The organism is Kineosporia succinea, assembly GCF_030811555.1.
Classification (GTDB): Bacteria; Actinomycetota; Actinomycetes; order Actinomycetales; family Kineosporiaceae; genus Kineosporia; species Kineosporia succinea.
Genome location: NZ_JAUSQZ010000001.1, coordinates 1,244,047 through 1,270,142, shown reverse-complemented (window position 1 = coordinate 1,270,142; position 26,096 = coordinate 1,244,047). Strand labels below are relative to the sequence as shown.

The following is a 26,096-nucleotide window of genomic DNA, read 5'->3' as shown; positions in this document are numbered from 1 at the left end:
CGCGGCCCACAGACCTACAGCAGCCCGGCCGCCTTCAGAGCCAGATACCGGTCAGCGAGCTGGGGTGGGAGGTCCTCCGGAGACGCGTCCACCACGTCCACACCCATGCGGCGCAGTTCGGCGGTGGTCGCGGCCCGGTCCAGGGCAGCCCGTCCGGCGGCCGCGGCGCCGTACACCGCGTAGGCGTCACCACGTCCCTCGGCCATCGCGGCCACCTGTGGATCCGCCACCGATGCCACCACCACCCGGTGCCGCGCGCAGAGCCGCCCGATGACGGGCATCAGGCCCTCTTCGATCGCGGCGCCCTCCAGCGGTGTCAGCAGCACCACCAGCGCCCGCTGCGACATCCGGCTCAGCACCGTCGAGACGATGGCCGCCCAGTCCGCCTCCACCAGATCCGCCTCGACCGGGGCCATCGCCGTCACCAGCCGCGGCAGCAGATCACCGCGCCCGGCTCCCTCGACGCGGGCGCGCACCCGCCGGTCCATCGCGAGCAGGTCCACCCGGTCACCGGCGCGTGAGGCCAGGGCCGCCAGCAGCAGTGCCGAGTCCATGGCGGCGTCGAGGCGGGGCTGGTCGCCGACCCGGGCGGCCGAGGTCCGCGAGGTGTCGAGCACGATCAGCACCCGGCGGTCGCGTTCGGGCCGCCAGGTCCGCACCACCACCGCGCCCCGACGGGCGGTGGCCCTCCAGTCGATGGAGCGCACGTCGTCCCCACCCACGTACTCCCGCAGCGAGTCGAACTCGGTGCCCTGCCCGCGCACCCGCAGCGCGGCCTTGCCGTCGAGTTCGCGCAGCTGGGCGAGCTTGCTGGGCAGGTGCTTGCGCGAGGTGAAGGGCGGCAGCACCCGCAGCGCACCGGGGGCGGTCAGGCTGTACTGCCGGGCGGCGACACCGAGCGGCCCGAAGCTGCGCACCGTCAGGTCACCGGCCCGCCGGTCGCCGCGCCGCGTCGGCGTGAGAGTGGTGACGAGCCGGCGACTCTGGCCGGCCGGGAGCTTCACCGGGTGCCGTTCACCGACGGCCCCGGCCGACGGCTGCCAGGCGTCGCGCAGCGAACCGCGCACGGTGCGGCGGCCGTGGTTGCTCACCACGAACGGGCTCGGCGTGGACGTACCCAGCCGGATCGTGGGAACCGGTTCGCGATGCACCTTCAGCGCCCGCGGTGAACCGGCCAGCAGCAGGTCGGCCAGCACCACCGCCACGAACACCCCGGCCCAGGCCAGCACGGAGCCCCAGCCCGGCCAGATCACGGCCGGTACCAGGCCGAGCGCCGCCAGCACGACGGCGCGTCCGCTGATGGTCACGCCGGTCAGCGGGGGACGGGGACGGCGGCGAGCACGCTGTCCAGCACGCCGTCGGTGGTGACACCCTCCAGCTCGGCCTCCGGGCGCAGCTGCATGCGGTGCCGCAGCGTGGCCGGGGCCAGGGCCTTCACGTCGTCGGGGGTCACGTAGGCGCGCCCCTGCAGCCAGGCCCAGGCCCGCGAGGTGTTGAGCAGGCCGGTGGCCCCACGCGGTGAGACGCCGAGGGCCAGCGACGGCGACGAACGGGTCGCCTGCACCACGTCGACGATGTAGCCCATCACCTCCCGGCTGATCTCGACCGTGCGCACGGCCCGGGTGGCGGCGGCCAGGTCCTCGGGACCGGCCACGGCCTCGACCCCGGCGGCGGCCAGGTCGCGCGGGTCGAAACCGGCCGCGTGGCGGGCCAGCACCTCGAGCTCGGCGTCCCGGCTCGGCAGGTGCATCGTCACCTTGAGCAGGAACCGGTCGAGCTGGGCCTCGGGCAGCGGGTAGGTGCCCTCGTACTCCACCGGGTTCTGGGTGGCGGCGACCACGAACGGCTCGGGCAGCAGGCGCGACTTGCCGTCGACCGTGACCTGCCGCTCCTCCATCGCCTCGAGCAGCGCGGCCTGGGTCTTCGGCGGCGTGCGGTTGATCTCGTCGCCGAGCAGCAGGTTGGTGAACACCGGGCCGTTGCGGAACGAGAACTCGCCGGTGCGGTTGTCGTAGACCAGTGAGCCGGTGACGTCACCCGGCATCAGGTCGGGCGTGAACTGCACCCGGCTGGTGTCGAGCCGCAGCGCGGCCGAGAGCGAGCGCACCAGAAGGGTCTTCGCCACTCCGGGCACACCCTCGAGCAGCACGTGGCCGCGGCACAGCAGCGCGATGACCAGGCCGGTGACCGCCTCGTCCTGGCCGACCACGGCCTTGGACACCTCACCGCGCACCCGCACCAGCGCCTGCCGGGCGGACTCGGCGTCGCCCACCCCGGTGGTCGATGAGCTCGTCGTCGGAAAATCGGTCACGGGGTGAGCCTCTCAGATCGTGCTGCGGTCAGGGGGACGGGGCGGTTCACGACGGGCGGTGCCGGATCCCGGCCGCGCGTTCCAGCTCGTCCAGCCGGTCGGCCAGTTCGACCAGGGCGCCGTCGGTCTCCGGGGGCGGGCCGAGCAGCACCCGGTGGATCTCGTGCGGGTCGCGCCCGGTGGTCGCCGCGAGCATGACGACGAGCTGCGGCGGGCTGGTGCCGGGCGGCGCCGCCACCCGGGTTGCCAGCCGGCGCAGCGCGGCGGTGCGCAGCGTGGCCGCGGCCCGCCCCCGCGCCGACACCTGCCGGTACAGCCGGGCGCGTCCCTCCTGGGTCTCCGCGGCCCGCACCACCACCGGCAGCGGCTCGCCGACCAGAGCGCCGAAACGCCGTGCCCGCCAGAGCATCGCGACCAGGGCGACCAGGGCCAGCTGGATCACGGCCCAGCGCACCCAGTCCGGCATCAGCTCGCCCAGTGTGGCCCGCTGCCCGGCGCCGACCTGCTCGAGCGGGTCGGGCAGGTACCAGACCAGCGACTCCTGCGAGCCGAGGGTGTTCAGGGCCAGCGAGGCGTTGCCGTTCTCGGCCACGTGCTCGTTGGTGATCAGGTCGGACTGCCCGATCACCACGATCTGCTTGCCGTTCGACTCGGTCAGCACGTAGTTGCCGCGCTCGGTGCCGGTGTCCACGTCGTCGTGGTCGTCGGAGTCGGCCTGCGGGTAGCAGACCGAGACCCCGCCGTCGCGGGCCCCGCCGGACCGGGCGTAGAGGTAGCCCCCGCCGCGCACGTCGCCCGCGGTGACGGCGGCCCCGACCGCGCAGCTCGCCGGGCGGGAGTCGGTCAGGTTGCTGTAGCCGGCCGCCCGCACCTGCGGGGCCAGCACGCTCAGGGCCAGGTCGTCGGGCTCGACCAGCACCAGCCGGGCGGCGTCGTCGTGAGCCAGCCGATCGAGCTGCTCGTCGGCCAGCAGCACCGTGTCGGTCACCAGCAGCGTGCTGCCGGCGGTGGTCCGGTCGACGGCCTCGCCGGTGCTGTGGGCCTCCCTCACCTCGACGCCCTGACGCTCGAGAACCTGTGCCAGCGCGCGGGTCCCGGCCGGGGCGGCGTTGGCCGGGCTGAGCCGCCGGCTGTCGTCGGTGGTCGGTACGGTCAACGCGATCAGCCCGATCCCGATGATCACGATCAGGGCCACGGCGAGCGGCCAGCGCCAGCGTCGCCACTGGTCACGGCCGTCCCTCCGCAGGCTGGGAGGCTCCACGGTCGCGGTGCTCATCGCCCGCCCACCGCCTGCGCGTCGTTGTCGAGCGGTACCGAGGCCGTGCCCCGGGTGGTGCGGACCTGCTCGTCGAGCCGTCGCAGGAAGCCGTCGGCCTCCCGCCCGTCCGCCTCGGACAGTTCCTGGTGCCCGTAGAGGATGTCGTCGAAATGCCGCGCGGCGGTGCGCAGGTCGCCGGCCAGCGAGGGCAGGGCGGCGCCGCCGTCGCGGGCGACCTCGGCCGCCGTCGCGCCGGGGGAGACGAGTACCAGGGCGCGCTCGGACAACTCGCGGGCCACCGCCCGGAACCGCTCGAGCACCGCGTCGCCCCACTGCCCGGCCGCGGCGTGCCGGTCGGCCGCCGCGCGGTGGTCGGTGGCGCTGGTGATGTGCGCGGGCAGCACCGCGGTCGCCCGGCGCCGGTGCGCCCGGCGGATGCCGCCGGAGTACCAGATCGCCACCACGATCGCGGTGACCAGGAGGATCGCGAGCACCGTGACGGTGATCTGGACCGGTGAGTGGAATCCGGGGCGCGCCTGCTGCAGATGCTCCATCACCCAGGCGATCACGCGCTCGATCAGCCCGGGGCGGGCGTCCTGGTACTCCCGGCGGCTCAGCTCCTCGTACAGCCACTGCTTGGCCTGCTGCCGGTCCGGCTCCACCGGCACGTCGGCGAGAACCGGCACGTCGGCGAGAACCGGGACGCCGGCCAGCAGAGCGGGCAGGGTCACCGGGGCTGCTCCGAGCGCAGCATCTCGACGTCCATCCCCTCGCGCCGCATCCGCAGGTCCAGGTAGAGCAGCGTGACGGCGCCGGCCGAGAACGGGTACAGCACCGCCCCGGCCATGATCGTGCCCAGCGTGACCAGCAGCTGCGGCACGATCAGGGAGGCCGGCCCGGTCGTGCCCAGCGCCAGCACCACGCCGTTGCCGACCAGGCTGAACGGCACCGTGAAGATCTCACCGATCACGGCGGCGATCACCGCGGTGAGCAGGCTGATGCCGAACACCCGCCAGAACGATCCGCGCACGAGCCGGGCCGAGCGGCGCAGAGCGGCCGTCATGCCGAGGTTCTCGAGCAGCAGGGCCGGCACCGCCAGGGCCCAGTAGCCGAGGTAGAGCGCTGCGTAGACGATCGCACCGACCAGCCCGCCCAGCGCCAGCACCAGGAACGCCACGAAGATGCCCTCGGCGTCCGCGTCACCCTGCACGGCCTGCCACAGCAGCACCCCGCCGGGCGCCATGCAGACGGCGATCAGCACCGTCGCGGTGACCAGGAGCAGCACGGCCAGCCCGAGCACGGCCCAGAGCCGGCCCTTCGCCCGCCGCCAGAGCTCACCGGGAGCCAGGGCCTCGCCCCGCACCGCACCACCGACCGCGACGATGAGCAGGCCGGTGATGATGGTGGTGGCCAGCAGCGACTGGATCGTGGTGGACAGGGCCGTCACCCCGAACACCCCGAAGACCTCGGACAGTGCCTCCGCGTCTTCCTCCGTGGTCAGCGCGTCACCGGAGAGGGCCGAGCCCCAGAGCGCGTTGAGGGCCAGCAGCTGGGGGATCGTCGCGGCCACCGTGATGATCGCCCCGACCACCGCCGACCAGCCGACCATGGTGCGCGGGTTGGCGCGGATGGCCCGGATCGCGCCGTCGTAGATCTCGCCGATGCTCAGCGGGCGCAGCGGGATGATCCCGGCGCCCCGGCCCGAGCCACGCTGCCAGCCGGGCTGACCAGGCATCGGCCCACCCTGCCCCGGCGGGAACTGACCCGGAGGAAACTGGCCGGGCGGGAACTGACCCGGCGGGAACTGCCCGGGCTGGAACTGGCCGGGCGGGAACTGCCCGGGCGGGAACTGGCCGGGCGGGAACTGCTGCGGCGCCGGACCCCAGGTGCCCTGGGCCGGCGGCGCGCCCCAGCCACCGTTCGCCGGAGGGGGAGCGTTCCAGCCGTCGGGCGGCGCTCCCCATCCCTGCGGAGCGGGACCAGGCCCCCCGAAACCAGGCTGACCAGCACCAGCACCCCATCCCTGAGGCGCCCCGCCGGGAACCGGGGGCTGCGACCCGGGCGACCACGACGTCCCCTGTTGCCGCCCGGAATCCTGTTGCCGCCCGGAATCCTGGGGTTGCCCCGAACCCGGTTGCCCCGGATCACCGGACGCGGGATCACCGGACGGTGCGCCGGGACGCCTCTCCGGGTCGCCGCCGGGAACCGTCCAGCCACCTGGTTGATCGGACACCCGGCAACCCCCTCAATCGTCTGTTCACCAGCCCTGTCCATGGGCCCCAACGATCACCCACGCACCTCCGTTCATCCTTCCATGTCCGCCCCGTTTCGGTATTGGCGCCTGTGTTTGACACCATGTCCCACATGAGAGGCCGGGTTCTCGTCGTCGATGACGACAATGCACTGTCGGAGATGCTCGGGATCGTCCTGCGGGGCGAGGGGTTCGAGCCGGTTTTCTGCGCCGACGGCGCCGGGGCGCTGGAGGCATTCCGCGCCACCCGGCCCGATCTGGTGCTGCTCGACCTCATGCTGCCCGGTAAGGACGGCATCGAGGTCTGCCGCCTGATCCGCGCCGAGTCGGGCGTCCCCATCGTCATGCTCACGGCCAAGACCGACACGGTCGACGTCGTGCTCGGCCTGGAGTCGGGCGCGGACGACTACATGGTCAAGCCGTTCAAGCCGAAGGAGCTGGTCGCCCGCGTGCGGGCCCGGCTGCGGCGCACCGAGGAGCCGGCGCCCGAGGCGCTGGAGATCGGTGAGGTCTCGATCGACGTGGCCGGTCACGTGGTGCGTCGCGGCGGCGAGGTGATCTCGCTGACGCCCCTGGAGTTCGACCTGCTGGTCGCGCTCGCCCGCAAGCCCTGGCAGGTGTTCACCCGTGAGGTTCTGCTCGAGCAGGTGTGGGGCTACCGCCACGCTGCCGACACCCGTCTGGTGAACGTCCACGTGCAGCGCCTGCGGTCGAAGATCGAGAAAGACCCGGAGCGCCCCGAGATCGTGGTGACCGTCCGCGGCGTCGGTTACAAGGCCGGACCGGCCTAAGCGGTGGCCACCGGGTCGCCCACGCCGCCCGGCGGGCCCGCCGGGGAGCCGGCGGGCACGGAGCAGGGCAACGGGGCGGACGCGGTGGTCCAGGGCGAGATCGTCGAGCCCGCCGAGCCGATGGCGGACGCGTCGGGGCCGGTCGAGCCCGAGGGGTCACCTTCCGAGTCGGCCGGCAACACCCCGGCCGACTCCCCGGCCGAATCCCCGAGTGACTCCCCGGGCGACCCGGTGGAACCGGCCGTCCGCAGCCGGTTCGTCCCCGGCCGTAAGGCCGTTCGCCGCCCCGCGACCCAGGAGGTCGTGCGCGTCACCCCGCCACCACGTCCTCAACCCCGGGCGTCACGCAGGCTCGTCGGGCGGTTGCGCCGCGGGGTACTCTCGCGCGCCAAGAAACTGCTGAAGCAGATCCGCCGCCGGTGGAGCCGGTCGATGCGGCTGCGGGTGGTCGCGACCACCATGCTGCTCGGCCTCGGCGTGGTGCTGGTGGTCGGCAACTTCCTGCTGATGCGCATCCGCGACGGCCTGATCGACTCCCGCACCGAGACCGCGATGGCCGAGGCGGCCAGCCTCACCGAAGAGGCCAACACCGTGCTCGCCGCCAACGACTACCCGGACGCGGCCCGCCAGGAGAGCAACATCAACGACCTCCTGGCCCAGCTGCAGGGGCCGGAGGGCACCGACACCCGCGAGGTCATCCTCCGCCGCGCGCAGCGCTCCACCCAGCCCACCGAGCTGAAAGACCGCGCCACGCCCGGTGTCCCGCTCAGCGTCGTGCCGCAGACGCTGCGTGACGCGGTGAACTCGCGCGGTCGCCAGCAGTCGCAGATCACCACCATCCCCAGCACCGGCGGCCGGATCCCGGCGCTCGCCGTCGGCACGATCATCAACATCCCGCTGTCCGGCGACTACGAGCTCTACTTCGTGTTCCCGCTGGAGCGTGAGCAGCAGATCCTCGACCTGGTGCGCCGTACCCTGCTCCCCTCCGGGCTGGGCCTGGTGCTGCTGGTCGGCGGCGTCGCCTACGTGATCACGCGGCAGGTGGTCACCCCCATCCGGCAGGCCGCCGAGACCGCCGAGCAACTGGCGTCGGGCCGTCTCGACAAGCGCATGAAGGTGCGCGGGCAGGACGACATCGCCCGGCTGGGGCGGGCCTTCAACGGAATGGCCGCGAGCCTGGAACGGCAGATCCACCAGCTCGAGGAGCTCTCCCGGGTGCAGCGCCGGTTCGTCTCCGACGTCTCCCACGAGCTGCGCACCCCGCTCACCACGATCCGGATGGCCAGCGAGGTCATCCACGAGAGCCGCGACGAGCTGCCCGACCCGGTGCTGCGCCGCAGCGCCGAGCTGCTGCAGACCCAGCTCGACCGGTTCGAGTCGCTCCTGGGTGACCTGCTGGAGATCAGCCGGTTCGACGCCGGCGCGGCTGTTCTCGACGTCGAGTCGGTGGACGTGCGGGAGCTGGCCGAGCGCGTGGTCGACAACCTGGTGCCGCTCGCCGAGCGCAAGGGCAGCACCATCGTCCTCCAGCTGTCCCTGCAGCCGTGTGTGGCCGAGGTCGACTCGCGCCGCGTCGAACGCGTGGTGCGCAACCTGGTCGGCAACGCGATCGAGCACGGTGAGGGCCGGCCGATCGAGGTGCAGGTGGCCGAGTCCAGCGACGCCGTCGCCATCGCCGTGCGCGACCACGGCGTGGGCCTCAGCTCGGAGGAGCTGAGCATGGTGTTCAACCGGTTCTGGCGCGCCGACCCGGCGCGTGCGCGCACCACCGGCGGCACGGGTCTGGGACTCTCGATCTCCCAGGAAGACGCCCATCTGCACGGAGGCTGGCTCCAGGTCTGGGGGGAGCCGGGCGTCGGCGCGGTGTTCCGCCTGACCCTGCCCAAGAAGGTCGGGGCCCTGCTGGTCGGTTCGCCACTGCCCCTGGTGCCGCACCTGGGCACCGACACCGGTTCGCTGCCCATGCTCACCGCCGGTCCCGACTGGGAGGACCGGCTCGAGGAACCCGAAGAGGGGCCCGGCCAGTCGTGAGAACTGCTTTCGGACGCGTGGTCGCCCTGGCGCTCGCGGCGCTCGCCGTCCTGGGGCTGCCGGGCTGCGCGACCATTCCCAGCACCGGCCCGGTGATCAGCGGCGACATCGTCAACGACGACCCGCTGGAGGGTGTCTTCCAGCTGGCGCCGGACGGCCCGAAGGCCGGGCAGACCCCGGTCGAGGTGGTGCGCGGATTCCTCGCCGCCAGTGCCGGTTACAGCGACGACCACGCCGTCGCCCGCAGCTTCCTGAGTCCCGACCGGCGGCTGGGCTGGCGTCCCGACGCCGCCGTCACCGTGTTCCGTTCGCTCGACACCCTGAGCACGCGGCAGCTGAGCAAAGACGATGAGAGCACCCCGGAGCCGACGGTGGCCCCGTCGGCCGGGAGCACCCCGGGCGCGGCGGCGGGGGCGGCCCGGGCGGCCGGCACCGACCCGAACCAGCAGGTCGCCGAGGTGGTCGTGCGGGCCCCGGCGATCGCCCACGTCGACGGCAGCGGCCGGTACAGCGTGATCGCGCCGGGCTCGAAGACCGAGCCCCGTTACTTCGGCCTGGTGCAGGTCGACGGCGACTGGCGGATCAACTCGCTGGACGACGGAATCCTCATCACCCGCAACGACTTCAACGTGACCTTCAAGCCGTACTACGTGTACTTCCCGGACGCGGCGGGCGACTACCTGGTGCCCGACACGCACTGGTTCCCGAGCGCCCCCGGCTCTCCCGAGCTGCCCACCGCGCTGGTGCGGGCCCTGCTCGAGGGGCCGCCGGACTGGCTGTCCGAGGCGGTGGCCTCGAGTGTGCCCCCGGGCACCGAGATGGCGGTCGCCGCCGTGGTGGTCTCCAACGGCGTCGCCACGGTCGACCTGACCGCCCCGGCCCGGCTCGCCGACGACAGTCAGCGGCAGCTCATGCTCGCCCAGCTGCAGACGACCCTGGGCCAGCTGCGCACCATCTCGTCGGTCCGGATCACCGTCGAGCGCGTCACCTACAACATCCCCTCCGGGTCCGGGCCTCGTCCGGTGGTCAATCCGTCGGTCGGCGGGGCGGCGGTGGCGATCGACACCAAGGGACGCGTGGTCCGGCTGGGTGCCGACGAGGACGAGGTGGTGCGCGGGCTGGACGAGCTGAACTCGCTCGACGCCACCTACGGCCTGACCTTGCCCGCGGTCTCGTACGACGGGACCTGGTTCGCGGCGCTGTCCGCCGACCGGGCGCATCTGCTGCTGTCCGAGGCGACGTCGGGCAAGACCACGCAGCTGCCCGGCTCCGGCTTCACCGCGCCCTCCTTCGACAACCAGCGCTGGCTGTGGACGGCCGACGCCGCCGGGGTGCACGCCGTCGACGTCGCCCAGGCCGCCACCGACGAGGGCCGGGTCCTCGTGGAGGCCGACTGGCTGGACGGTTTCGACGTCCGGGCGATGCGGATCTCCCGCGACGGCACCCGCGCGGTGCTGGCCATCGTCGACGGCGGTTCACCGCACGTGTTCCTGGCCGGGATCGTGCGCGACGAGACCGGTCGCCCGGTGCGGCTGACGCAGCCGCAGGGGGTCGTGCCCGACCTGGTCTCGGTGCGCGACGTGGCCTGGGTCGACGACAAGCACGTGGCGGTGCTCGGGCGGCGGCTGCCGGGCGCGGCGAACGACGGCGACGAGACCGTCTCCTCGAACGTGGACCGACCCTGGATCGTCGAGATCGGCGGCCGGATCCAGCCGATCGCCCCGGTGCCGGGCGTCGACCGGGCCGAGACGATCGCGGTCGGGGACGGGGAGGGCACGCTGGTCGCGGGCACGGACAAGGGCGTCAAGGGACGCTCCGGGTCGGCCTGGGGCGACCTGTCCACCGCCCGCTGGCCGGCCTTCCCGGGCTGATCGATTTCGCCGGGGGCCGTGATCTCCCTGTGATAGGGATCGGCGACACGGCGTGATCTCCGCCGGAACATTGCCGTGATCTGTTCGTGATAGGCGGTTCTGGCTGCCCGGGCGGGCAATTCCGGAAGTTCCTTTTCGGAGGATGCTCCGAATATTTACTGCATCCGGGTGAAACGCGGTTCCCCCCGGGTCCTTGGGCCGTCGTCATTCCGGTCGTCCGGCCCGGGCTCGTCACCGTGTGGCGACGTACATTCCACAGGTAGGCAGAACGAACTGCTTATCCACGGCCCGGTCGCCGGTGATGACGGCCGAAACCCGGACACGGGAGGGTGGAATCATGCTTTTCGCAGCGAAAGCCCCGAATTCCTCCTTCGCCGCGGGTCCGGGGTCGTGGTGGGCGCTCGGGCGAGGGCTGATCTGGCCCACCGAGTGCGCCGGGTGCGGCGCTCCCGACGTGGCGGTGTGCGACCTGTGCCGCCGGGTCGTGGCCGGTCCGGCATTCTTCCAGCCGGTCGTCGGCTGGCCTCCCGGCTGGGGTGTCTGGGCTGTCACCACCTACCGGGGTGCGGCGTCGCGCATGGTCGTCGCCTGGAAGGAGCGGGGGCGTCACGACCTCACCCGGCCGTTCGGCGCAGGACTGGCGAATGCGCTCCTGGCCTGCCGTTCCGGGCTGAACGCGCCGGTCGCCACCGGTGCCCCGTTCCTTCTCGTGCCGGTGCCCTCCTCGGGGGCCGCGCGCCGTGAGCGGGGGGCCGATCTGGTCGCGTCCCTCGCCCGGGAGGCCGTCCGCCAGGCCGCCCCGGTCTGGTCGCGGGCCGGCTTCGGGCCGCTTCCGCAGGTCGCGCGCGTGCTCACCCAACGCCGCGGTGTGCGCGACCAGGGCTCGCTCTCGGCCCGGGCCCGCCGCGAGAACCTCGCAGGTGCACTTGCCGTTCGGCCGGGGCTGCGATTTGCTCTCCGGCAACGCGGATGCGTCATTGTCGATGACGTCGTCACGACCGGCGCCACCGCGTCCGAAGCCGCCCGTGCGCTCACCTCGGTGGGGGCACAGGTGATCGGTGTCATCGGATTCTCGGTGACATTACGTCGGACAGGGGGTATCCACATCGGAACACCTGCTCTAATCTCGACGCACGGCGGCCCCCGTGCCGCCACTTCCGCCCTCCACGCCGATTTCGGTGCGGAAAGCAGGAAGGAGGTCCTCGAGAAGTAGCTGGCTCTGCGCCCAGCGATTCCCCACCAATGCTCTGGCGCCCGTGCCAGATTCCCCACCGACCGGAACCATTCGCAACCGCGAGCCGTTCGGCCTGGCACATGTGGCGATGCAATAGCTACAGGAGGATTCTTCGTGGACATCGTGATTACTGGTCGGCACGTTGAGGTCACAGACCGGTTCCGGCGGATCGCCGAGGAGAAGCTGGAGAAGGTCTCCCAGCTGAGCCCGACGGCCTTCCGCATCGACGTCGAGCTGTCCCACGAGCGGAATCCGCGTCAGTCCAGCAACTGTGAACGGGTCGAGATAACCGTGCGCGACCGAGGTCCCGTGATCCGGGCCGAGGCCTGCGGGGCGGACGAGTTGTCCGCGCTGGACATCGCCTTCGGCAAGCTGCTCGAGCGGCTGCGGAGGGTGGGTGACAGGAAGAAGGTGCACCACGGCCGGCACGCTCCGGCGTCCGTGCGTGGAGCCGCCCCCGGAGACCCCGTCCGGAACGGAGCGGCAGCAATGGCGCACGCGGGCATCGCGCTCGCCGAGCGCCCGGTGAACGGCTCGACCGTGAACGGCCACAAGCCGAGCGGAACGGCCACCCAGACCCGCGAACTCCTCGACGACGCGGAGGAGATCGATCCCTTCGCCGACAGCATGGACTGGGCGAACATGCCGGAGGGGGCCGAGGCCCTGGCCGACAGCCCGGTGCTGATCCGCGAGAAGCAGCACGAGGCCCGCCCGATGACGATCGATCAGGCGCTCTACGAGATGGAGCTCGTCGGTCACGACTTCTATCTCTTCATCGATGCCAAGTGCGGTACGCCCTCCGTGGTCTATCGTCGGCGCGGGTGGAACTACGGCGTGATCCGACTGTCGGGCGACGCGGAGGCCAAGGCCGACGCGACGGCCTGAAAACCCCTGCCCCTGAACCACTGACGAACTCCAGAAAAGGCGGCGTCCGCCCGCCGGCACCGGCTTCGGCCGAGCCGGCGGGCGCACCCGCGCCCCTGCCCGGGGCGGTGGTGAAGACCTCCGGCGCCCGGGCGCCGCGCGAGCGGCTGAGCCTCGCCCAGGCCCGCCGCATAGCCCTGGCCGCACAGGGTTTCGGCGTCGACCGGCCGGCCGGCCCGATCACCGCCCGGCACCTGCAGCGGGTGATCGACACGGTCGGCGTGCTCCAGATCGACTCGGTGAACGTGCTCTCGCGCAGTCACTACCTGCCCGTGTTCAGCCGGCTGGGCAACTACCCGCGTCCCCTGCTCGACAAGGCGGCCAACACGGCACCCCGGCGGATGGTCGAGTACTGGGCTCACGAGGCCTCGTTCATCCCGCCCGAGACCCACCGGCTCTTCCGCTGGCGCATGGACCGCGCGGCCCACGAGTCCTGGGGCGGGATGCAGCGCATCGCCCGCGACCGCGCCGAGCTGCTGGAGCAGGTGCTGGAGGTGGTCGGCCGGCACGGCCCGCTCACCGCGGCCGCCACCGAGAAGCTCATCGGTGACGCGACGCCCCGCGAACGCAGCGGTGAGTGGGGCTGGAACTGGAGCGACGTGAAGCGCGCCATCGAGTTCCAGTTCTGGGCCGGGCAGCTCACCTCGGCCGGCCGCACCCAGCAGTTCGAACGGCGTTACGCGCTGCCCGGCCGGGTGCTGCCCGCGGCGGTCACGGCCGCTCCCGATCCCGATCCGGACGACGCGCGCCGCGAGCTGGTGCGCATCGCGTCCCGGGCGATGGGGGTGGCCACCGAACGCTGCCTGCGCGACTACTTCCGGCTGAAACCGGCCGAGTCCCAGTCCGCGGTGCGGGATCTGGTCGACTCCGGTGAGCTGCTGCCGGTCACGGTCGACGGCTGGGGACGCCAGGCCTACCTGCACCCGGCCGCCCGGGTACCGCGCCGGATCACGGCGCGGGCGCTGCTCAGCCCGTTCGACTCGCTGGTCTGGGAACGGCCGCGCACCGAGGTGCTCTGGGACTTCCGGCTGCGGCTGGAGATCTACACCCCGGCCGCGAAACGCGAGTTCGGTTACTACGTACTGCCGTTCCTGCTCGGCGAGCAGCTGGTGGGCCGGGTCGACCTGAAGGCCGACCGGGCGACCGGTGGGGGAGGACGCCTGCTGGTGAAGGCGGCGTACGCCGAGCCCGGGGTGCCGGCGGCGGCCGTGCTCGGTGAGCTGGCCGACGAACTGCGCCTGATGGCCGCCTGGCTGGAGCTCGACGGGGTGACGGCCGAGCCGAAGGGTGACCTGGGCCCGGCCCTGGCCAAGGTGTTCCGCTCACCCCGGTGAGCCCGGGAGACCGACCCGACCGACGCGTCCTCAAGCCGGATCGGAATCAATCAGGGTCGGGATCGGACACCAGCCGCGCGTGCAGGTGCTCGTCGGACCGGCGCCCGTCGTCGGGGTAGCGCATGGCCTCACGCATGACGCCCTCGAGCGGGTAGCCGGACCGGCGGGCCACGCCACACGACCGCGTGTTCTCGACGGCGTGGTAGAGCTCGACCCGGTGCCAGCCCAGCCGCTGGAAGACGATGCCGGAGGCCCTGGCCACGGCCTGGGTGGCGAGGCCCCGGCCCCGCGCCTCGGGCAGCAGCCAGTAGCCGACCGAGGCGGTGCCCAGCCCGGAGTCGAACAGGCCGAAGCGGATCTGGCCGATCACCTCGTCGCCCGGCGTGGTGATCGCCCAGGCCGCCCCGGTGCCGTCCTGCCACTGGCCGTTCCAGTCGTGCACGGCGCCCAGCGCGGTGTCGCGGTCGTCGAGAAGGACGGACGCGTAGTGGCGCACCAGCGGGTCGCGCAGCGCCAGCACGAGTACCGGGGCGTCGGACGTCGTCCACGACCGCAGCCGGTGCCCGTACGCCAGCGACTGCCCGGGCTGACGGCTCATGACGGGTATCCGAGGGTGGCCAGGTCGGCCGGGGTCATGTCGTACTTCACCAGGTCGACGCGGGCGCTGCGGTCGGGCGGGAGCCGGATCCCGCGCTCGAGACCGGTGCGCCGGAAGCCCGCCTTCTCGGCCACCCGCTGCGAGGCCACGTTGTCAACGCTCGCCCGCAGACCCAGGTTGTTCCAGCCCAGCCCACCCTCTGCGAGGGGGAGCAGGGCGTGGCGGGCCGCCAGGAACGTCGCCTCGGTGGCGAGCCCCCGGCCCCGGCCCTCGGGATGCATCCAGTAGCCGATCTCGCCCTGACCGTCCCGCGCGCTGCGGACGAACACCAGCACCTCGCCGAGCATGACGTCGAGTTCGGGATCGGTGATCACCCACGACAGCGCCTCGCCGGAGGCGGCCTTCTCGGCGTCGCGGCGCAGCTGGTGACGGGCGTCCGCCTCGGTGTAGGTGGCCGGGAGCCCGGGCAGCCACCAGCGGTTGTGCGCGTCGGCCATGCCCTGCACGTAGCGCGGCACGTCGCTCTCGCGGGAGGTGCGCAGCCGCACCGAACGGCCGGTGAGCGTGACCGGGTCGAACCAGGGATGGGCGGGCGTGAAGACGGTGTCCGCGTTCAGGCGCATCGAGGCCAGCCAGCCGTCGACGATCCGGCCGCGGTGCTCGAGCAGCCCGGCGATCGGGCCCTCCACCGTGAAGCCGACCGACCAGGCGGCCCGGCGGCTGGCCCAGTTGCCGGCGTTGGCGCGCCACTGCACGACCTCGATGCCCTGGCGGGCGCCCCACGGGAGCACCAGGCGCAGGGCCCGGGACATCACCCCACGACCCCGGGCGGCGGGGGCGAGGGCGAAACCGACCTCGGCGAGGGCCGGCAGCACCGGCCGGCGCAGATCCACCGCCCCGACCAGGCGGCCCTCGTACTCGATGCCGAAGTCGAAGCGGGAGCCCTCGGCCCAGGCCCGGCGCCCGGCGTGCACGTACTCGAGGGCATGTTCGCGGCGATAGGGCCACGGAACCGTGGTCCAAACCTCCATGGCCGGGTCGTTGCAGTAGGAGACGATCGTGTCGACGTCGTCCTCACGAAGGTCGCGCAGGGTCACCAAACCGTCTGTGAGCTGCGGAACAAGGCTGCTGGACGACGACCCGGGACCCGACACACCAGCGAGCCTGACCGATAAGGCAAGGTGTAGCAAACACGTTTGGCCCTCCAGCCTGTCTACGATGGAGGGCACGGCGCGGTACTGCCGTTCGTCATGCCTAGAAGCGGCAACGTCGTTGCCTCACACAAGCACGGTTGAAGGATCTGGGAGAGCGCCCCGTGGTGAAGATCGTCGAGAAGCTGCTGCGAGCCGGTGAAGGCCGCACCCTGAAGCGGCTGCAGAACCAGGCCGCGCAGGTCAACGCGCTCGAGGATGACTTTGTCCGGCTGAGCGACACCGAGCTGCGGGAAGAGACCGAGCGCTTCAAGGCGCGGTTCGCCGACGGCGAGAGCCTCGACGCCCTGCTGCCCGAGGCGTTCGCCACCGTTCGCGAGGCGGCCAAGCGCACCCTCGGCCAGCGGCACTTCGACGTGCAGCTCGTCGGTGGCGCCGCGCTGCACTCCGGCAACATCGCCGAGATGAAGACCGGTGAGGGCAAGACGCTGGTGGCCACCGCCCCGGCCTACCTCAACGCGCTGGCCGGCGGCGGGGTGCACGTCGTCACGGTCAACGACTACCTCGCGGAGTACCAGTCCGACCTGATGGGCCGCGTCTACCGGTTCCTCGGGCTGACCACCGGCAACATCCTGTCGCAGATGACGCCCGCGCAGCGGCGCGAGTCGTACGCGTGCGACATCACCTACGGCACGAACAACGAGTTCGGCTTCGACTTCCTGCGTGACAACATGGCGTGGAACGGCGACGACCTGGTGCAGCGCGGCCGGCACGCGTTCGCCATCGTCGACGAGGTCGACTCCATCCTCATCGACGAGGCCCGCACGCCGCTGATCATCTCCGGCCCGGCCGACCAGCCCACCAAGTGGTACGTCGAGTTCGCCAAGCTGGCCAAGGTGCTCAAGCGCGACGAGGACTACGAGGTCGACGAGAAGAAGCGCACCGTCGGTGTCCTCGAGACCGGTATCGAGAAGATCGAAGACCACCTCGGCATCGACAACCTCTACGAGAGCGTCAACACGCCGCTGATCGGCTACCTGAACAACGCCGTCAAGGTGAAGGAGCTGTTCAAGCGCGACAAGGAGTACGTGGTCGCGAACGGTGAGGTGCTCATCGTCGACGAGCACACCGGCCGTATCCTCGCCGGCCGCCGCTACAACGAGGGTCTGCACCAGGCGATCGAGGCCAAGGAGGGCGTGGAGATCAAGAGCGAGAACCAGACGCTCGCCACGATCACCCTGCAGAACTACTTCCGCATGTACGACAAGCTCTCCGGCATGACGGGTACCGCCCAGACCGAGGCGGCCGAGCTGATGTCGATCTACAAGCTGGGCGTGGTCAGCATCCCGACCAACCGGTCGATGCAGCGTAAAGACCAGTCCGACCTGATCTACAAGACCGAGGAGGCGAAGTTCGAGGCGGTCGTCGAGGACATCGCCGAGAAGCACGCCACCGGTCAGCCTGTGCTCGTCGGCACCACCAGCGTCGAGAAGAGCGAGCACCTCTCCGAACTGCTGCGCAAGGCCGAGGTGCAGCACGAGGTGCTGAACGCCAAGCAGCACGAGCGTGAGGCCTCGATCGTGGCCCAGGCCGGCCGCAAGGGTTCGGTCACCGTGGCCACCAACATGGCCGGCCGCGGTACCGACATCATGCTCGGCGGCAACGCCGAGTTCACGGCGGTCGCGACGCTGAAGGCCCGTGGGCTCGACCCGGTCGAGACGCCGGAGGCCTACGAGGAGGCCTGGCCCCAGGCGCTCGAGGAGGCCAAGCAGTCCACCAAGGACGAGCACGAAGAGGTCATCGAGCTCGGCGGTCTGTACGTCCTCGGTACCGAGCGGCACGAGTCTCGCCGTATCGACAACCAGCTGCGTGGTCGTTCCGGCCGTCAGGGTGACCCGGGCGAGAGCCGCTTCTACCTGTCGCTGCAGGACGACCTGATGCGGATGTTCAACTCCGGCATGGTCGAGTCGTTCCTCACCGCGGCCAAGGTGCCCGACGACATCCCGATCGAGTCGCGCATGGTCACCCGCGCCATCCAGAGCGCGCAGAGCCAGGTCGAGGGCCGCAACTTCGAGATCCGCAAGAATGTGCTCAAGTACGACGACGTGCTGAACCGTCAGCGCGAGGTCATCTACGCCGAGCGCCGCCGCGTGCTGGAGGGCGCCGACCTGCACGAGCAGATCGGCCACTTCATCGACGACGTGCTGAAGAGCTACATCCAGGCCGCCACCGCCGAGGGCTTCGCCGAGGAGTGGGACCTGGAGCAGCTCTTCGTCGAGATGAACCGTCTCTACCCGGCCACGGTCTCGCTGTCCGACGTCATCGATGAGGCGGGCGACCGGGGTTCGGTCACGCAGGACATGCTGATCAAGGAGCTCACCGCCGACGCGCGGCTGGCCTACGAGAAGCGTGAGCAGGAGCTCGGCGAGGACACGCTGCGCGAGCTCGAGCGCCGGGTCGTGCTGTCGGTGCTCGACCGCAAGTGGCGTGAGCACCTGTACGAGATGGACTACCTGCAGGAGGGCATCCACCTGCGGGCCATGGCTCAGCGTGACCCGCTCGTGGAGTACCAGCGCGAGGGCTACCAGCTCTTCCAGGCCATGACCGAGGCCATCAAGGAAGAGTCGATCGCCTACCTGTTCCACGTCGAGGTCGAGGTGCAGCAGCCGGAAGACAACGGCCTCGCCGCCGATGCGCCCGTGCTCGTCGCCAAGGGGCTGGTCGCCGGGCAGCAGCGTCCGGCGCAGCTGCAGTACAGCGCTCCCAGCGAGGACGTCGGCGGTGGGGTCGAGGTGCACCAGGAGAACCCCAACGGCACGGTCACCCCGACCGACGAAGACGGCACGCCCGTCAACCGGGCTTCGCGGCGGGCGGCTCGTAAGAAGGGACGCCGCTGAGCTTCCTTCTCTTGCCCTCCTTTTCGGGTGGTCACCTGGTGGTCATCCGGAAGGGGCGGGCGAGGGTCTGGTCTCCTGGACGAGACAGGTTCCTTCTCGGCTCTTCTTGACGGAGCGCATGCTTGCGGCCCGCCACCGGTACTTTCCGGTGGCGGGCCGCGGCCGTTCTGTCGGCCGGTGGTCCGCGAACTGCTGGCTGTGGGCGGCGGTGCCTGGCCTGCCTGGCCTGCCTGGCCTGCCTGGTGGGCCCGACCGGCTGGCGTGCCTGGCCTGCCTGGCGTGCCCGACCTGCCTGGCGTGCCCGACCTGCCTGGCTTGCCTTGCGTGCCGCTGTCCGCCCCGGGCCTGCCCCGGCTCGGCCTCAAAGGCCGCCACCGCGGGGCAGTTCCGGCGTCTCCTCAGTCAGCTCCCCGTCTTGTTCGCGGTTACTCGTTCTTGTCGCCGGCCTTCGCCGCCGGGTTCTGCCGCCGGGCCTTTCGTGGTCGGGTTCTGCCGCCGGGTTCCACCACCGGGCCTTCGCCGCCGGGTTCCACCACCGGGCCTTCGCCGCCGGGTTCCACCGCCGGGCCTTCGCTGTCGGGCTCTGCCGCCCGGGCCTTCGCTGTCGGGGCTTTGTCGGCGGACTCGGGCGGACGGGCTCTCAGTTCTCGGCCCGTCCCTGCATCTCGAGTTCTGTCACCCGCCAGCGTCCGTGGAGCGCCTCCATTCGAAAGGCCACGGCGCGCACCCGTTCTGGGTCGGAGATTACCGCGCTCACCTCGTAGACCCCGGACCTCGGTGCGCAGAGCCGCAGCGCCCGCAGCTGGGGCTTGGCGCTCATACCGTTGTTGCTGCGGAGGGCCCGTGCGGCGAGAGTGCCTCTGCGCACGATCGTTCCGTGCACCTCGGGGGTGGTCCACCGCACCAGCTGAGCCGGAGGACGCAGCCCGCTCGTCACCTCCATCGCCGCCTGGATGAACGAGGCTGCCCACGAACGAGGTTCGGGAAGCGGGGACGCGTTGCCGGGTGCGACGTTGATGTCCGCCCGGTCCGGTCCTGCGTCGTCGCGCGCCGATGCAGGCGCGACGGGGACCGGCTCAGGCAGGACCAGGTGCAGCACCTCCTGGGCCGGCGCTACGTCCAGCCAGGGTTCGCGGCGGTGAACCCTGGCTGCGGGCCGAGGTTCATTGCGTGGAATGGGGGTGCAACGCAGGACGGGCAGCGGGGTCCCTGGCAGTCGCGGCGGCCCGTCGACCTTCGCCGTGCCGCGGGTGTGAGCGGTTCCTCGGCTCTTGCGTGGACTGCCGCTCTGATCCGTGGCGAGGGTCATCGGCCTGCCTCCTTCTGCTCGCTGGCCGACCGGGGCGTCGATAGGGAAGAGCTGTCCGAATGATGCTGCGGCGCTGCGGAATCCGGCGACCGAAGCCTTTCCCCGGGAAGCAGCCGATGCGGATCCGCGCCGATCAGGTGCCGGTTCACCCGATACCAGCGGGGCCACTCGTGGGCGATCTGTGTGTCCGTGGCTCCGGGACCGAGGTACTGCGCCGCGATCGACCACAACGTGTCTCCTCGCTTCACGACCACGTGCTGCCCGAGCGGTTGCCGCGTCGCCCGGCGTGGCGCCGCGGCCACGACCCCGACATCGGCCGCATGGCCTGAGGTGGCCGCCGTCGGGCGGGGACGGTCCGGTGTCCAGCCGGGGGAGAGCAACTGCAAGAGCTTCTCTCTGGCGGACGCGTCGGGTCCGGTGCCCGACCTCGTCTCGGTGCGTGAGTCCGTCGGGCGACTGGGTATCTGCCCCGGAGGCGTCACGACGTCAGCCGGACCACTCGCTCGGGTGCTCGCCCGACTTTCGACGAGAACGATGCCGGCGTTTTCGCCGGCCTGATGTGCCGCCCCGAGAAGCAGCGGGCTGGCTCGTTCCGCGACCGCGGGACTGTTCCTCGAGGTGGCCGCACGTTCTGAGCTTACCGAAAGGGTGCTCGCTGGAAGGGAACTCGCCTGAGCTGCGGCGGGCGTTGCGACCAGTGCCACGCCGAGCAGCGCGGCGACTGCGTTCCGCACCGTGGCGGGAGCGATCCTCCGGGCGGCCAGGGTGGCAGGCCGGACGAGCCGGGAGCCCGCGCGGGAGCGCCCGCCCCAGGCGGCCACCGCGCTCAAGGTCAGCGCCAGTAGGAGCCATGCGGTCGCACCGGTGGCCACCGTTCCGGCGAGGAAGCCGAAGATCGCATCGGCCGAAATGGCTTGAGCGACATGCAGTTCGGCCCATGACTCGATGGTGAGCCGGGCCAACTGCAGGGTTGCCCCGAAGGCCAGCGTCAGGCCGGCGAGCAGAACGGCTGCCCCCCGTGACGCCGGACAGGACGACGAAAGATGCGTTTGCGACATGAAGACCCCCCGTGGTCAACACTCAGCGCCAGAGCGTGCTGAGAACGACGTTTGATATCGTTTGATGCCTTCTAGTGTCGCTCAAGACCCGCCGAAGAGTCCAGCCAGTCCGGAAAATCCGATTCAGGTCTACATCCCGTATGGAGACGGGTACTGTCCGTCGGATGCGCTGGGAGGAGCTCTTCGACGACATCGAGGCCCAGTTCGACGAGCAGGAACGGGTCGCCGCCGCGACGGACCTGGTCGACCTGGTGCGGGGCGAGCGCGATCAGGTCGGCGTCGTCGATCGCTTGAGAGCGCATGTGAATGCCGTTCTCGCGCTTGACCTTCGGGACGGCAGTAACCGTCGCGGAACCCTTCTCGACGTCGGGCGGGACTGGCTGCTGCTGGAAGGGCGTTCCGGTCTACTGGTCCCGACGAGTGCCGTCCTGTCTGTCGGTGGTCTCTCCCGGCAGGCCCTCAAGGATGAGGGAAAGGTCGGCCGCAGACTGCGATTCGGCTGGGTGCTACGAGGTCTGGCTCGCGACCGCACCGCCGTTGCGATCGACTTCTGGCCGACCGGGCATCTCGACGGCACCATCGATCAGGTGGGTGCCGACCACCTCGACCTGGCGGTCCATCCACCGGACGTCGCACGCCGGGTCGGCGAGGTGCGCCAGGTGCGGACGATCCCGTTCGAGGCGGTGGCCGCGATCTCCGTGAGGTGATTCTCCGGGTTGCGCACCCGACCTGCGCTGTGGGCAGGTGCCGTTTGGTCGCCACGTCCTCAGGAGAGGGCTCCTGAGGTGACGGCCCGGTCTAGTCGGCCTCGGCGGCCGGGCGGTTGCGCACCATCTCGCGGGTCTCTGCGTACTTCTGCTGGATGTAGTCCTCGAGAACGCTCGTCTCGACCCGCCACTGACCTCGGCCACCCACCTGGATCGCCGGGAGTTCGCCGGAGCGCACCAGCGTGTAGGCCTGACGCACGGAGATGCTCAGCTCCTCCGCGACGTCGGCGAGTTCCAGGAAGCGGGGAGTCACGCAGCCCTCCTGCGGCAGTCACGGTCGGCCTTCGGGACCGGCCGACGATGCCGCCCAGTCTGTCATGTCCGTGCGCTCGACTCGGGAGTTATCCACAGGTCGGCACGAATCCGGCTTTGTCCACAGGTTGCCCGAATCGGACGAGCGCGGGTCGCTCCTTCTGCCACGATGGCGAGCACGCGGTAACCAGTCGGTCGCTCTCCGAGAGTGACGGTTGCCGTCGTGTTCCTACGGGGGAGAACTGAGGGGGACGGCATGGTGGTGTCCGAACTCGCGTCGGCGACAGCGCCCGCGCCGAGGCTGCGGCGTCCGGGCTGGCGTGATCCGCGGCTGATCGTCGGGCTGGTGCTGTTGTTCGGGTCGATCGTGGCCGGTGCCCGGCTGATGGCCGAGGCGGGGCAGACCCGGGCGGTCTTCGCCGCCCGGGGTGCGCTGCCGCCGGGCACGGCCCTGACGCCCGACGTCCTGCAGGTCGTCCGGGTGCGCGTCGAGGCTGCCTCGGCCGACTATCTCGACGCTGACAGTCCGTTGCCGGCCGGGGCCGTGCTCACTCGCACGATCGGCGACGGTGAACTGATCCCGGTGGCGGCCATCGGGTCCGAGGCCAGTCTCTCGGTGAGGCCGGTGACGATCCCGCTCGACGGGCCTCCGCCGGGTGGGTTGACGGCGGGCGGAAAGGCCGACGTCTGGGCCGCGCTGCCGCGTGAAGGGTCTCGGGGCGGGTATCAGGTGCCTCGCGAGATCGCGTCCAAGGTGGAGGTGTTCGCGGTCACCGGGCCCGGCACCGGTCTGAACTCCAGCCGGTCCGGCGCCCTGACGATTCTCGTTCCCGAGGCCAACCTGCCCGACGTCCTCGAGGCCCTGGCCGGTGACGCCCGGCTCAGCATCCTGCCGGTCCTCGGCACCCCACGTCCGGCTCCGCAGTCGTGACGCTGACGGTCCTCACGGCGCTCGTCGGAGACGGCGAGGCGCCACTAGTCTCAGGGCTGGAGCGCTCGTCGGCGGGCGTGACGGTGGTCCGGCGCTGTGTCGACGTGCTCGACCTGCTGTCCGCCGCCGCGGCGGGACTCGCCCGGGCCGCGGTGCTGTCCGCCGAGCTGCAGCGTCTCGACCGTGACGCCGTCACCCGGCTGAAGGTGGCCGGGCTGGCGGTCGTCGGGCTGGCCGAGCCCGGTGACCGCGTGGGTGCCGAGCGGCTCACCCGCCTCGGTGTCGATCCGGTGCTCGCGGCCGACGCCCCGGTCGAGGAGATCGCGAGGGCGGTCGCCGTCGCGGTGGCCGAACTGGCCGGGCAGAAGCCGCTGCTCGGGGACCTGGCCTTCGGTGATCCCGGTGCGGCGATGCCCGGGCCGCCTGGTGCCGGCGTCCCACCCGAGCCGGCGGAGATCACGCCGCCGCCGGGCCGGATGATTGCCGTGTGGGGGCCGGTCGGAGCACCGGGGCGCACCACCGTCGCCGTCACCCTGGCGTCCCAGCTGGTGCTGGCCGGGCAGCAGACCCTGCTGATCGACGCCGACACCCACGGCGCCGGCGTCGCCCAGACCCTGGGCCTGCTCGACGAGTCGGCCGGTGTGGCCGCCGCGGCCCGGGCGGCGAATCAGGGCACGCTCGATCTGCCGAAACTGGCTGAGCTGGCCCCACCGCTGGAGACCGGTCTCCGGGTGCTGACCGGGCTCCCGCAGTCGCGGCGCTGGCCGGAACTGAGGTCGTCAGCGCTCGAGGTGGTGTGGGACAAGGCCCGTCGGCTGGCGGGGTGGACGGTCGTGGACACCGGGTTCGGTCTCGAGGCGGAGGAGGAGCTGCTGTTCGACACGAGTGCCCCGCGCCGCAACGCCGCCACCCTCTCCGCCGTCGCGGCGGCCGACGTCGTGCTGGCCGTCGGGTCGGCGGAACCTCTCGGCCTGCAACGTCTCATCGCCGGGCTGCCCGAGGTCATCGACCTGGCCGGTGCGACCGCGGTGCGGGTCGTCGTGACACGGGTCCGGGACGCGGCGGTCGGTCCCCAGTCCGAGCAGCTGATCACCGAGGCGCTGCGACGCTACGCCGGCATCCTCGACCCCCTGCTGATTCCCGACGACCGGCCCGCGCTCGACGCCGCCATGCTGATGGGCCGTGCGCTGACCGAGCAGGCGCCCTCGTCGCCGGCGTGCCGTCCGTTCGAAGCGCTCGCGGCGTCACTCGTCGAGCAGTACGGCCTGGGCGCGGCCATGCCTCCTCAACGGCGTTCTCGCTGGGGGCGCCGTGGGGCCTGAGCGATCTACGATGCCCGGATGAGCGCTGATCTGCGTGGCCTGATCGTCGACTGGGGTGGGGTGCTGACGGCGCCGCTCGACGAGGCGGTGGATCGGTGGGCGCAGTCCGAGGGCATCGACCTGGAGACGTACAGCACAGTGATGAAGGGCCTGGTGGCTGAGGCGAACTCGCCCATCCACCGGCTGGAGCGGGGCGAGATCGGCCCGGTCGACTTCGAGCAGGTGCTGGCCGTCCGGTTCGAGGCGCAGGGCCTGCAGATCAGGTCGGAGGGCATCCTCGCGCGCATGCTCGAGGGGCTGCAGGCATTGTCCGAGGACATGGTCGGCCTGCTGCGTCGCGCCCGGGGGGCCGGGTTGCGCACGGCGTTGCTGTCCAACTCGTGGGGTGAGCACTACCCGGAGCACCTCTGGATCGGCGCGTTCGACCAGGTCGTGATCAGCGGGCGGGTCGGCATGCGCAAGCCCGAGCCGCAGATCTACCGGCACACGGCCGAGCTGCTCGAACTGCCGCCGCAGCAGTGCGTGTTCGTCGACGACCTGCGTCCCAACGTCGTCGCCGCGGCCGACGTCGGCATGGTCGGCGTCCACTTCAGCACCTACCCGGACACGGTCGACGAGCTGGAGATCCTGTTCGGCCTCGATCTGCGCTGAGCAACGACCGACCTGAAGATGTCGTGCGACCGGTTCGAGCGGGAGGTGTGGATGAAGCCGCGACCACGGGTGCCCTTCGCGATGCGTGCCGCGCACCGGGCCACCGGCCTCAATTACGACCCCGCGCACCCGCATCCCACTCTGTGCCTTCCCGCGCCGGGCACTACACCGGTCGCCGATGGTGGACGCTGGGGGCTGGTTCTCGGCGGCGGTGGAGTTCTCGGGGCGGCCTGGCTGATCGGGGCCCTGACCGCGCTGGAGGAGTCCCGGGGGCTCGACGCCCGCGACGCGGACCTGATTCTCGGGACGTCGGCGGGGTCGATCATCGGGGCACTGCTGGCCGCCGGGGTCTCGGTGACCGACCAGCGGGAGGAGCAGCTGGGGGCCGACACCGAGTTCGGGCGGCTGTTCCGTCATGCCCTCGACCTCGACCGGCCGGTCGGAGGAGCCTCCCCGCCGATGCCCCGGCTGCGCCCGGGGGGCGCCGCCATGCTGCGCAACAACCGGCGTGTGCTGCGAGACCTGCCGTTCATCACGGTCCTCGCCGGTCTGGCTCCGGTCGGCCGGCAGCAGATGAGCGGGGTGAGGGCACTCATCGAGGCCGCCGTCCCGGCGGGGGAGTGGGTGCCGCACAACCGGTACCGGGCTGTGGCGCTCGACTACAGCAGCGGGCGACGGGTGATGTTCGGGGCGCCGGGGGCACCGGAGGTCGGCCTGTCCGACGCGGTGCTGGCATCGTGTGCGATCCCGGGCTGGTTCGAGCCGGTGGAGCTCGCCGGCCGGCGCTTCGTCGACGGCGGGATGTGGTCGAACAGCAACGCCGATCTGGTCGCCGGCTCCGGGCTGGACGAGGTGTTCCTCCTGGCCCCGATGGTGTCGGCGGCGTACGACGAACCGGGCGACTGGCGGGTGCGGGCCGAGCGTCAGGTCCGTGTCCTGAGTACCCGCAGAGTGCTCGCCGAGGCCCGGCGCGTGCAACGTAGCGGCACGACGGTTACGGTTCTGGGTCCCGGCCCCGACGACCTGAGGCTGCTCGGGCACAATCTGATGGCTCCATCACGGCGAAGGATGGTGCTGCATAGGGCCATCCGATCCGGCCTGGGAGCCCTCGACGATCCGGCTGTCCTGCCGGACGAGTGAGACGAAAGTGGAGCA

22 protein-coding genes are annotated in these 26,096 nt (G+C 71.6%); 12 read left to right on the top strand and 10 right to left on the bottom strand.

Features of this window, described 5'->3' with window-relative positions; translation table 11 throughout:
- Positions 1-14 precede the first annotated feature (14 nt).
- From J2S57_RS05730 to J2S57_RS05710, 5 genes are read right to left on the bottom strand one after another with little or no spacing between them, the layout of a single operon-like run.
- Positions 15-1,307: a DUF58 domain-containing protein gene (locus J2S57_RS05730; protein WP_307239121.1), complete on the bottom strand. Its 1,293-nt coding sequence runs from the start codon at positions 1,305-1,307 to the stop codon at positions 15-17.
- Positions 1,308-1,312: 5 nt separating this feature from the next.
- Entirely contained in the window at positions 1,313-2,311 is a 999-nt protein-coding gene (locus J2S57_RS05725) for an AAA family ATPase (RefSeq protein WP_307239119.1), read from the bottom strand.
- Between the two features lie 46 nt (positions 2,312-2,357).
- On the bottom strand, positions 2,358-3,587 hold the full coding sequence (locus J2S57_RS05720; RefSeq protein WP_307239116.1) for a DUF4350 domain-containing protein: 1,230 nt from the start codon (positions 3,585-3,587) through the stop codon (positions 2,358-2,360).
- Positions 3,584-4,300: a DUF4129 domain-containing protein gene (locus J2S57_RS05715; RefSeq protein WP_307239113.1), complete on the bottom strand. Its 717-nt coding sequence runs from the start codon at positions 4,298-4,300 to the stop codon at positions 3,584-3,586. The genes J2S57_RS05720 and J2S57_RS05715 overlap by 4 nt, the downstream gene beginning before the upstream one ends.
- Positions 4,297-5,304, bottom strand: coding sequence for a glycerophosphoryl diester phosphodiesterase membrane domain-containing protein (locus tag J2S57_RS05710; protein ID WP_307239111.1), 1,008 nt, complete (start codon positions 5,302-5,304; stop codon positions 4,297-4,299). Before J2S57_RS05710 ends, J2S57_RS05715 begins: the two co-directional genes overlap by 4 nt.
- A 629-nt stretch (positions 5,305-5,933) precedes the next feature.
- Here J2S57_RS05710 and mtrA point away from each other — a divergent pair.
- The 6 genes from mtrA to J2S57_RS05680 all read left to right on the top strand — a co-directional run bounded on the left by mtrA (position 5,934) and on the right by J2S57_RS05680 (position 14,005).
- On the top strand, positions 5,934-6,611 hold the full coding sequence (gene mtrA / locus J2S57_RS05705) for an MtrAB system response regulator MtrA (RefSeq protein WP_370882436.1): 678 nt from the start codon (positions 5,934-5,936) through the stop codon (positions 6,609-6,611).
- Positions 6,612-6,614: 3 nt separating this feature from the next.
- Positions 6,615-8,642 (top strand): MtrAB system histidine kinase MtrB, encoded by a 2,028-nt coding sequence (gene mtrB / locus J2S57_RS05700; RefSeq protein WP_307239107.1) that lies wholly within the window; start codon positions 6,615-6,617, stop codon positions 8,640-8,642.
- Complete coding sequence (locus tag J2S57_RS05695; RefSeq protein ID WP_307239105.1) at positions 8,639-10,513, top strand: LpqB family beta-propeller domain-containing protein; 1,875 nt, start codon at positions 8,639-8,641, stop codon at positions 10,511-10,513. The genes mtrB and J2S57_RS05695 overlap by 4 nt, the downstream gene beginning before the upstream one ends.
- Positions 10,514-10,850: 337 nt before the next feature.
- The gene (locus J2S57_RS05690; RefSeq protein WP_307239104.1) at positions 10,851-11,726 is read left to right on the top strand and encodes a ComF family protein; all 876 of its coding nucleotides are present in this window, start codon (positions 10,851-10,853) and stop codon (positions 11,724-11,726) included.
- 135 nt (positions 11,727-11,861) lie between these two features.
- Positions 11,862-12,632, top strand: coding sequence for a ribosome hibernation-promoting factor, HPF/YfiA family (gene hpf / locus J2S57_RS05685; protein ID WP_307239102.1), 771 nt, complete (start codon positions 11,862-11,864; stop codon positions 12,630-12,632).
- A 107-nt stretch (positions 12,633-12,739) separates the two neighbouring features.
- The gene (locus J2S57_RS05680) at positions 12,740-14,005 is read left to right on the top strand and encodes a winged helix-turn-helix domain-containing protein (protein ID WP_370882435.1); all 1,266 of its coding nucleotides are present in this window, start codon (positions 12,740-12,742) and stop codon (positions 14,003-14,005) included.
- A 46-nt stretch (positions 14,006-14,051) separates the two neighbouring features.
- On the opposite strand, the gene J2S57_RS05675 is transcribed toward J2S57_RS05680, so the two are convergent.
- Positions 14,052-14,603 (bottom strand): GNAT family N-acetyltransferase, encoded by a 552-nt coding sequence (locus J2S57_RS05675; protein ID WP_307239098.1) that lies wholly within the window; start codon positions 14,601-14,603, stop codon positions 14,052-14,054.
- Positions 14,600-15,700, bottom strand: a complete 1,101-nt coding sequence (locus J2S57_RS05670) for a GNAT family N-acetyltransferase (RefSeq protein ID WP_307239096.1) — start codon at positions 15,698-15,700, stop codon at positions 14,600-14,602. Before J2S57_RS05670 ends, J2S57_RS05675 begins: the two co-directional genes overlap by 4 nt.
- Before the next feature lie 218 nt (positions 15,701-15,918).
- Here J2S57_RS05670 and secA point away from each other — a divergent pair, with 218 nt between their 5' ends.
- On the top strand, positions 15,919-18,651 hold the full coding sequence (secA, locus tag J2S57_RS05665) for a preprotein translocase subunit SecA (RefSeq protein ID WP_370882574.1): 2,733 nt from the start codon (positions 15,919-15,921) through the stop codon (positions 18,649-18,651).
- Positions 18,652-19,291: 640 nt separating this feature from the next.
- Here secA and J2S57_RS05660 read toward each other — a convergent pair.
- The gene (locus J2S57_RS05660) at positions 19,292-19,750 is read right to left on the bottom strand and encodes an Rv3235 family protein (RefSeq protein ID WP_307239092.1); all 459 of its coding nucleotides are present in this window, start codon (positions 19,748-19,750) and stop codon (positions 19,292-19,294) included.
- A gap of 206 nt (positions 19,751-19,956) precedes the next feature.
- Positions 19,957-21,018, bottom strand: coding sequence for a LysM peptidoglycan-binding domain-containing protein (locus J2S57_RS05655; protein WP_307239090.1), 1,062 nt, complete (start codon positions 21,016-21,018; stop codon positions 19,957-19,959).
- A gap of 164 nt (positions 21,019-21,182) precedes the next feature.
- On the opposite strand from J2S57_RS05655, the gene J2S57_RS05650 reads away from it, so the two are divergent.
- Positions 21,183-21,725: a hypothetical protein gene (locus J2S57_RS05650; RefSeq protein ID WP_307239087.1), complete on the top strand. Its 543-nt coding sequence runs from the start codon at positions 21,183-21,185 to the stop codon at positions 21,723-21,725.
- A 91-nt stretch (positions 21,726-21,816) separates the two neighbouring features.
- On the opposite strand, the gene J2S57_RS05645 is transcribed toward J2S57_RS05650, so the two are convergent.
- Entirely contained in the window at positions 21,817-22,038 is a 222-nt protein-coding gene (locus tag J2S57_RS05645; RefSeq protein WP_307239085.1) for a helix-turn-helix domain-containing protein, read from the bottom strand.
- Between the two features lie 255 nt (positions 22,039-22,293).
- Between J2S57_RS05645 and J2S57_RS05640 the strand changes: the two genes are divergently transcribed.
- From J2S57_RS05640 to J2S57_RS05625, 4 genes are read left to right on the top strand one after another with little or no spacing between them, the layout of a single operon-like run.
- Positions 22,294-22,968, top strand: coding sequence for a CpaB family protein (locus J2S57_RS05640; RefSeq protein ID WP_307239084.1), 675 nt, complete (start codon positions 22,294-22,296; stop codon positions 22,966-22,968).
- Positions 22,965-24,290 carry a CpaE/TadZ family protein gene (locus J2S57_RS05635; RefSeq protein WP_307239082.1) on the top strand — a complete coding sequence of 442 codons (1,326 nt, stop codon included), beginning with the start codon at positions 22,965-22,967 and terminating at the stop codon, positions 24,288-24,290. The genes J2S57_RS05640 and J2S57_RS05635 overlap by 4 nt, the downstream gene beginning before the upstream one ends.
- 18 nt (positions 24,291-24,308) lie before the next feature.
- Positions 24,309-24,941 (top strand): HAD family hydrolase, encoded by a 633-nt coding sequence (locus tag J2S57_RS05630; RefSeq protein WP_307239080.1) that lies wholly within the window; start codon positions 24,309-24,311, stop codon positions 24,939-24,941.
- A gap of 51 nt (positions 24,942-24,992) precedes the next feature.
- Positions 24,993-26,081 (top strand): patatin-like phospholipase family protein, encoded by a 1,089-nt coding sequence (locus J2S57_RS05625; RefSeq protein ID WP_307239078.1) that lies wholly within the window; start codon positions 24,993-24,995, stop codon positions 26,079-26,081.
- The last annotated feature ends 15 nt before the right edge of the window (positions 26,082-26,096 follow it).

Excerpts from the sequence above, each read along its gene's own strand:
- J2S57_RS05630 (WP_307239080.1), top strand. The coding sequence starts at position 24,309 with ATGAGCGCTGATCTGCGTGGCCTGATCGTCGACTGGGGTGGGGTGCTG.
- J2S57_RS05640 (WP_307239084.1), top strand. The coding sequence starts at position 22,294 with ATGGTGGTGTCCGAACTCGCGTCGGCGACAGCGCCCGCGCCGAGGCTG.
- J2S57_RS05690 (WP_307239104.1), top strand. The coding sequence starts at position 10,851 with ATGCTTTTCGCAGCGAAAGCCCCGAATTCCTCCTTCGCCGCGGGTCCG.
- J2S57_RS05720 (WP_307239116.1), bottom strand. The coding sequence starts at position 3,587 with ATGAGCACCGCGACCGTGGAGCCTCCCAGCCTGCGGAGGGACGGCCGT.
- J2S57_RS05650 (WP_307239087.1), top strand. The coding sequence starts at position 21,183 with ATGCGCTGGGAGGAGCTCTTCGACGACATCGAGGCCCAGTTCGACGAG.
- mtrA (WP_370882436.1), top strand. The coding sequence starts at position 5,934 with ATGAGAGGCCGGGTTCTCGTCGTCGATGACGACAATGCACTGTCGGAG.
- J2S57_RS05625 (WP_307239078.1), top strand. The coding sequence starts at position 24,993 with ATGAAGCCGCGACCACGGGTGCCCTTCGCGATGCGTGCCGCGCACCGG.
- J2S57_RS05710 (WP_307239111.1), bottom strand. The coding sequence starts at position 5,304 with ATGCCTGGTCAGCCCGGCTGGCAGCGTGGCTCGGGCCGGGGCGCCGGG.
- J2S57_RS05675 (WP_307239098.1), bottom strand. The coding sequence starts at position 14,603 with ATGAGCCGTCAGCCCGGGCAGTCGCTGGCGTACGGGCACCGGCTGCGG.
- J2S57_RS05655 (WP_307239090.1), bottom strand. The coding sequence starts at position 21,018 with ATGTCGCAAACGCATCTTTCGTCGTCCTGTCCGGCGTCACGGGGGGCA.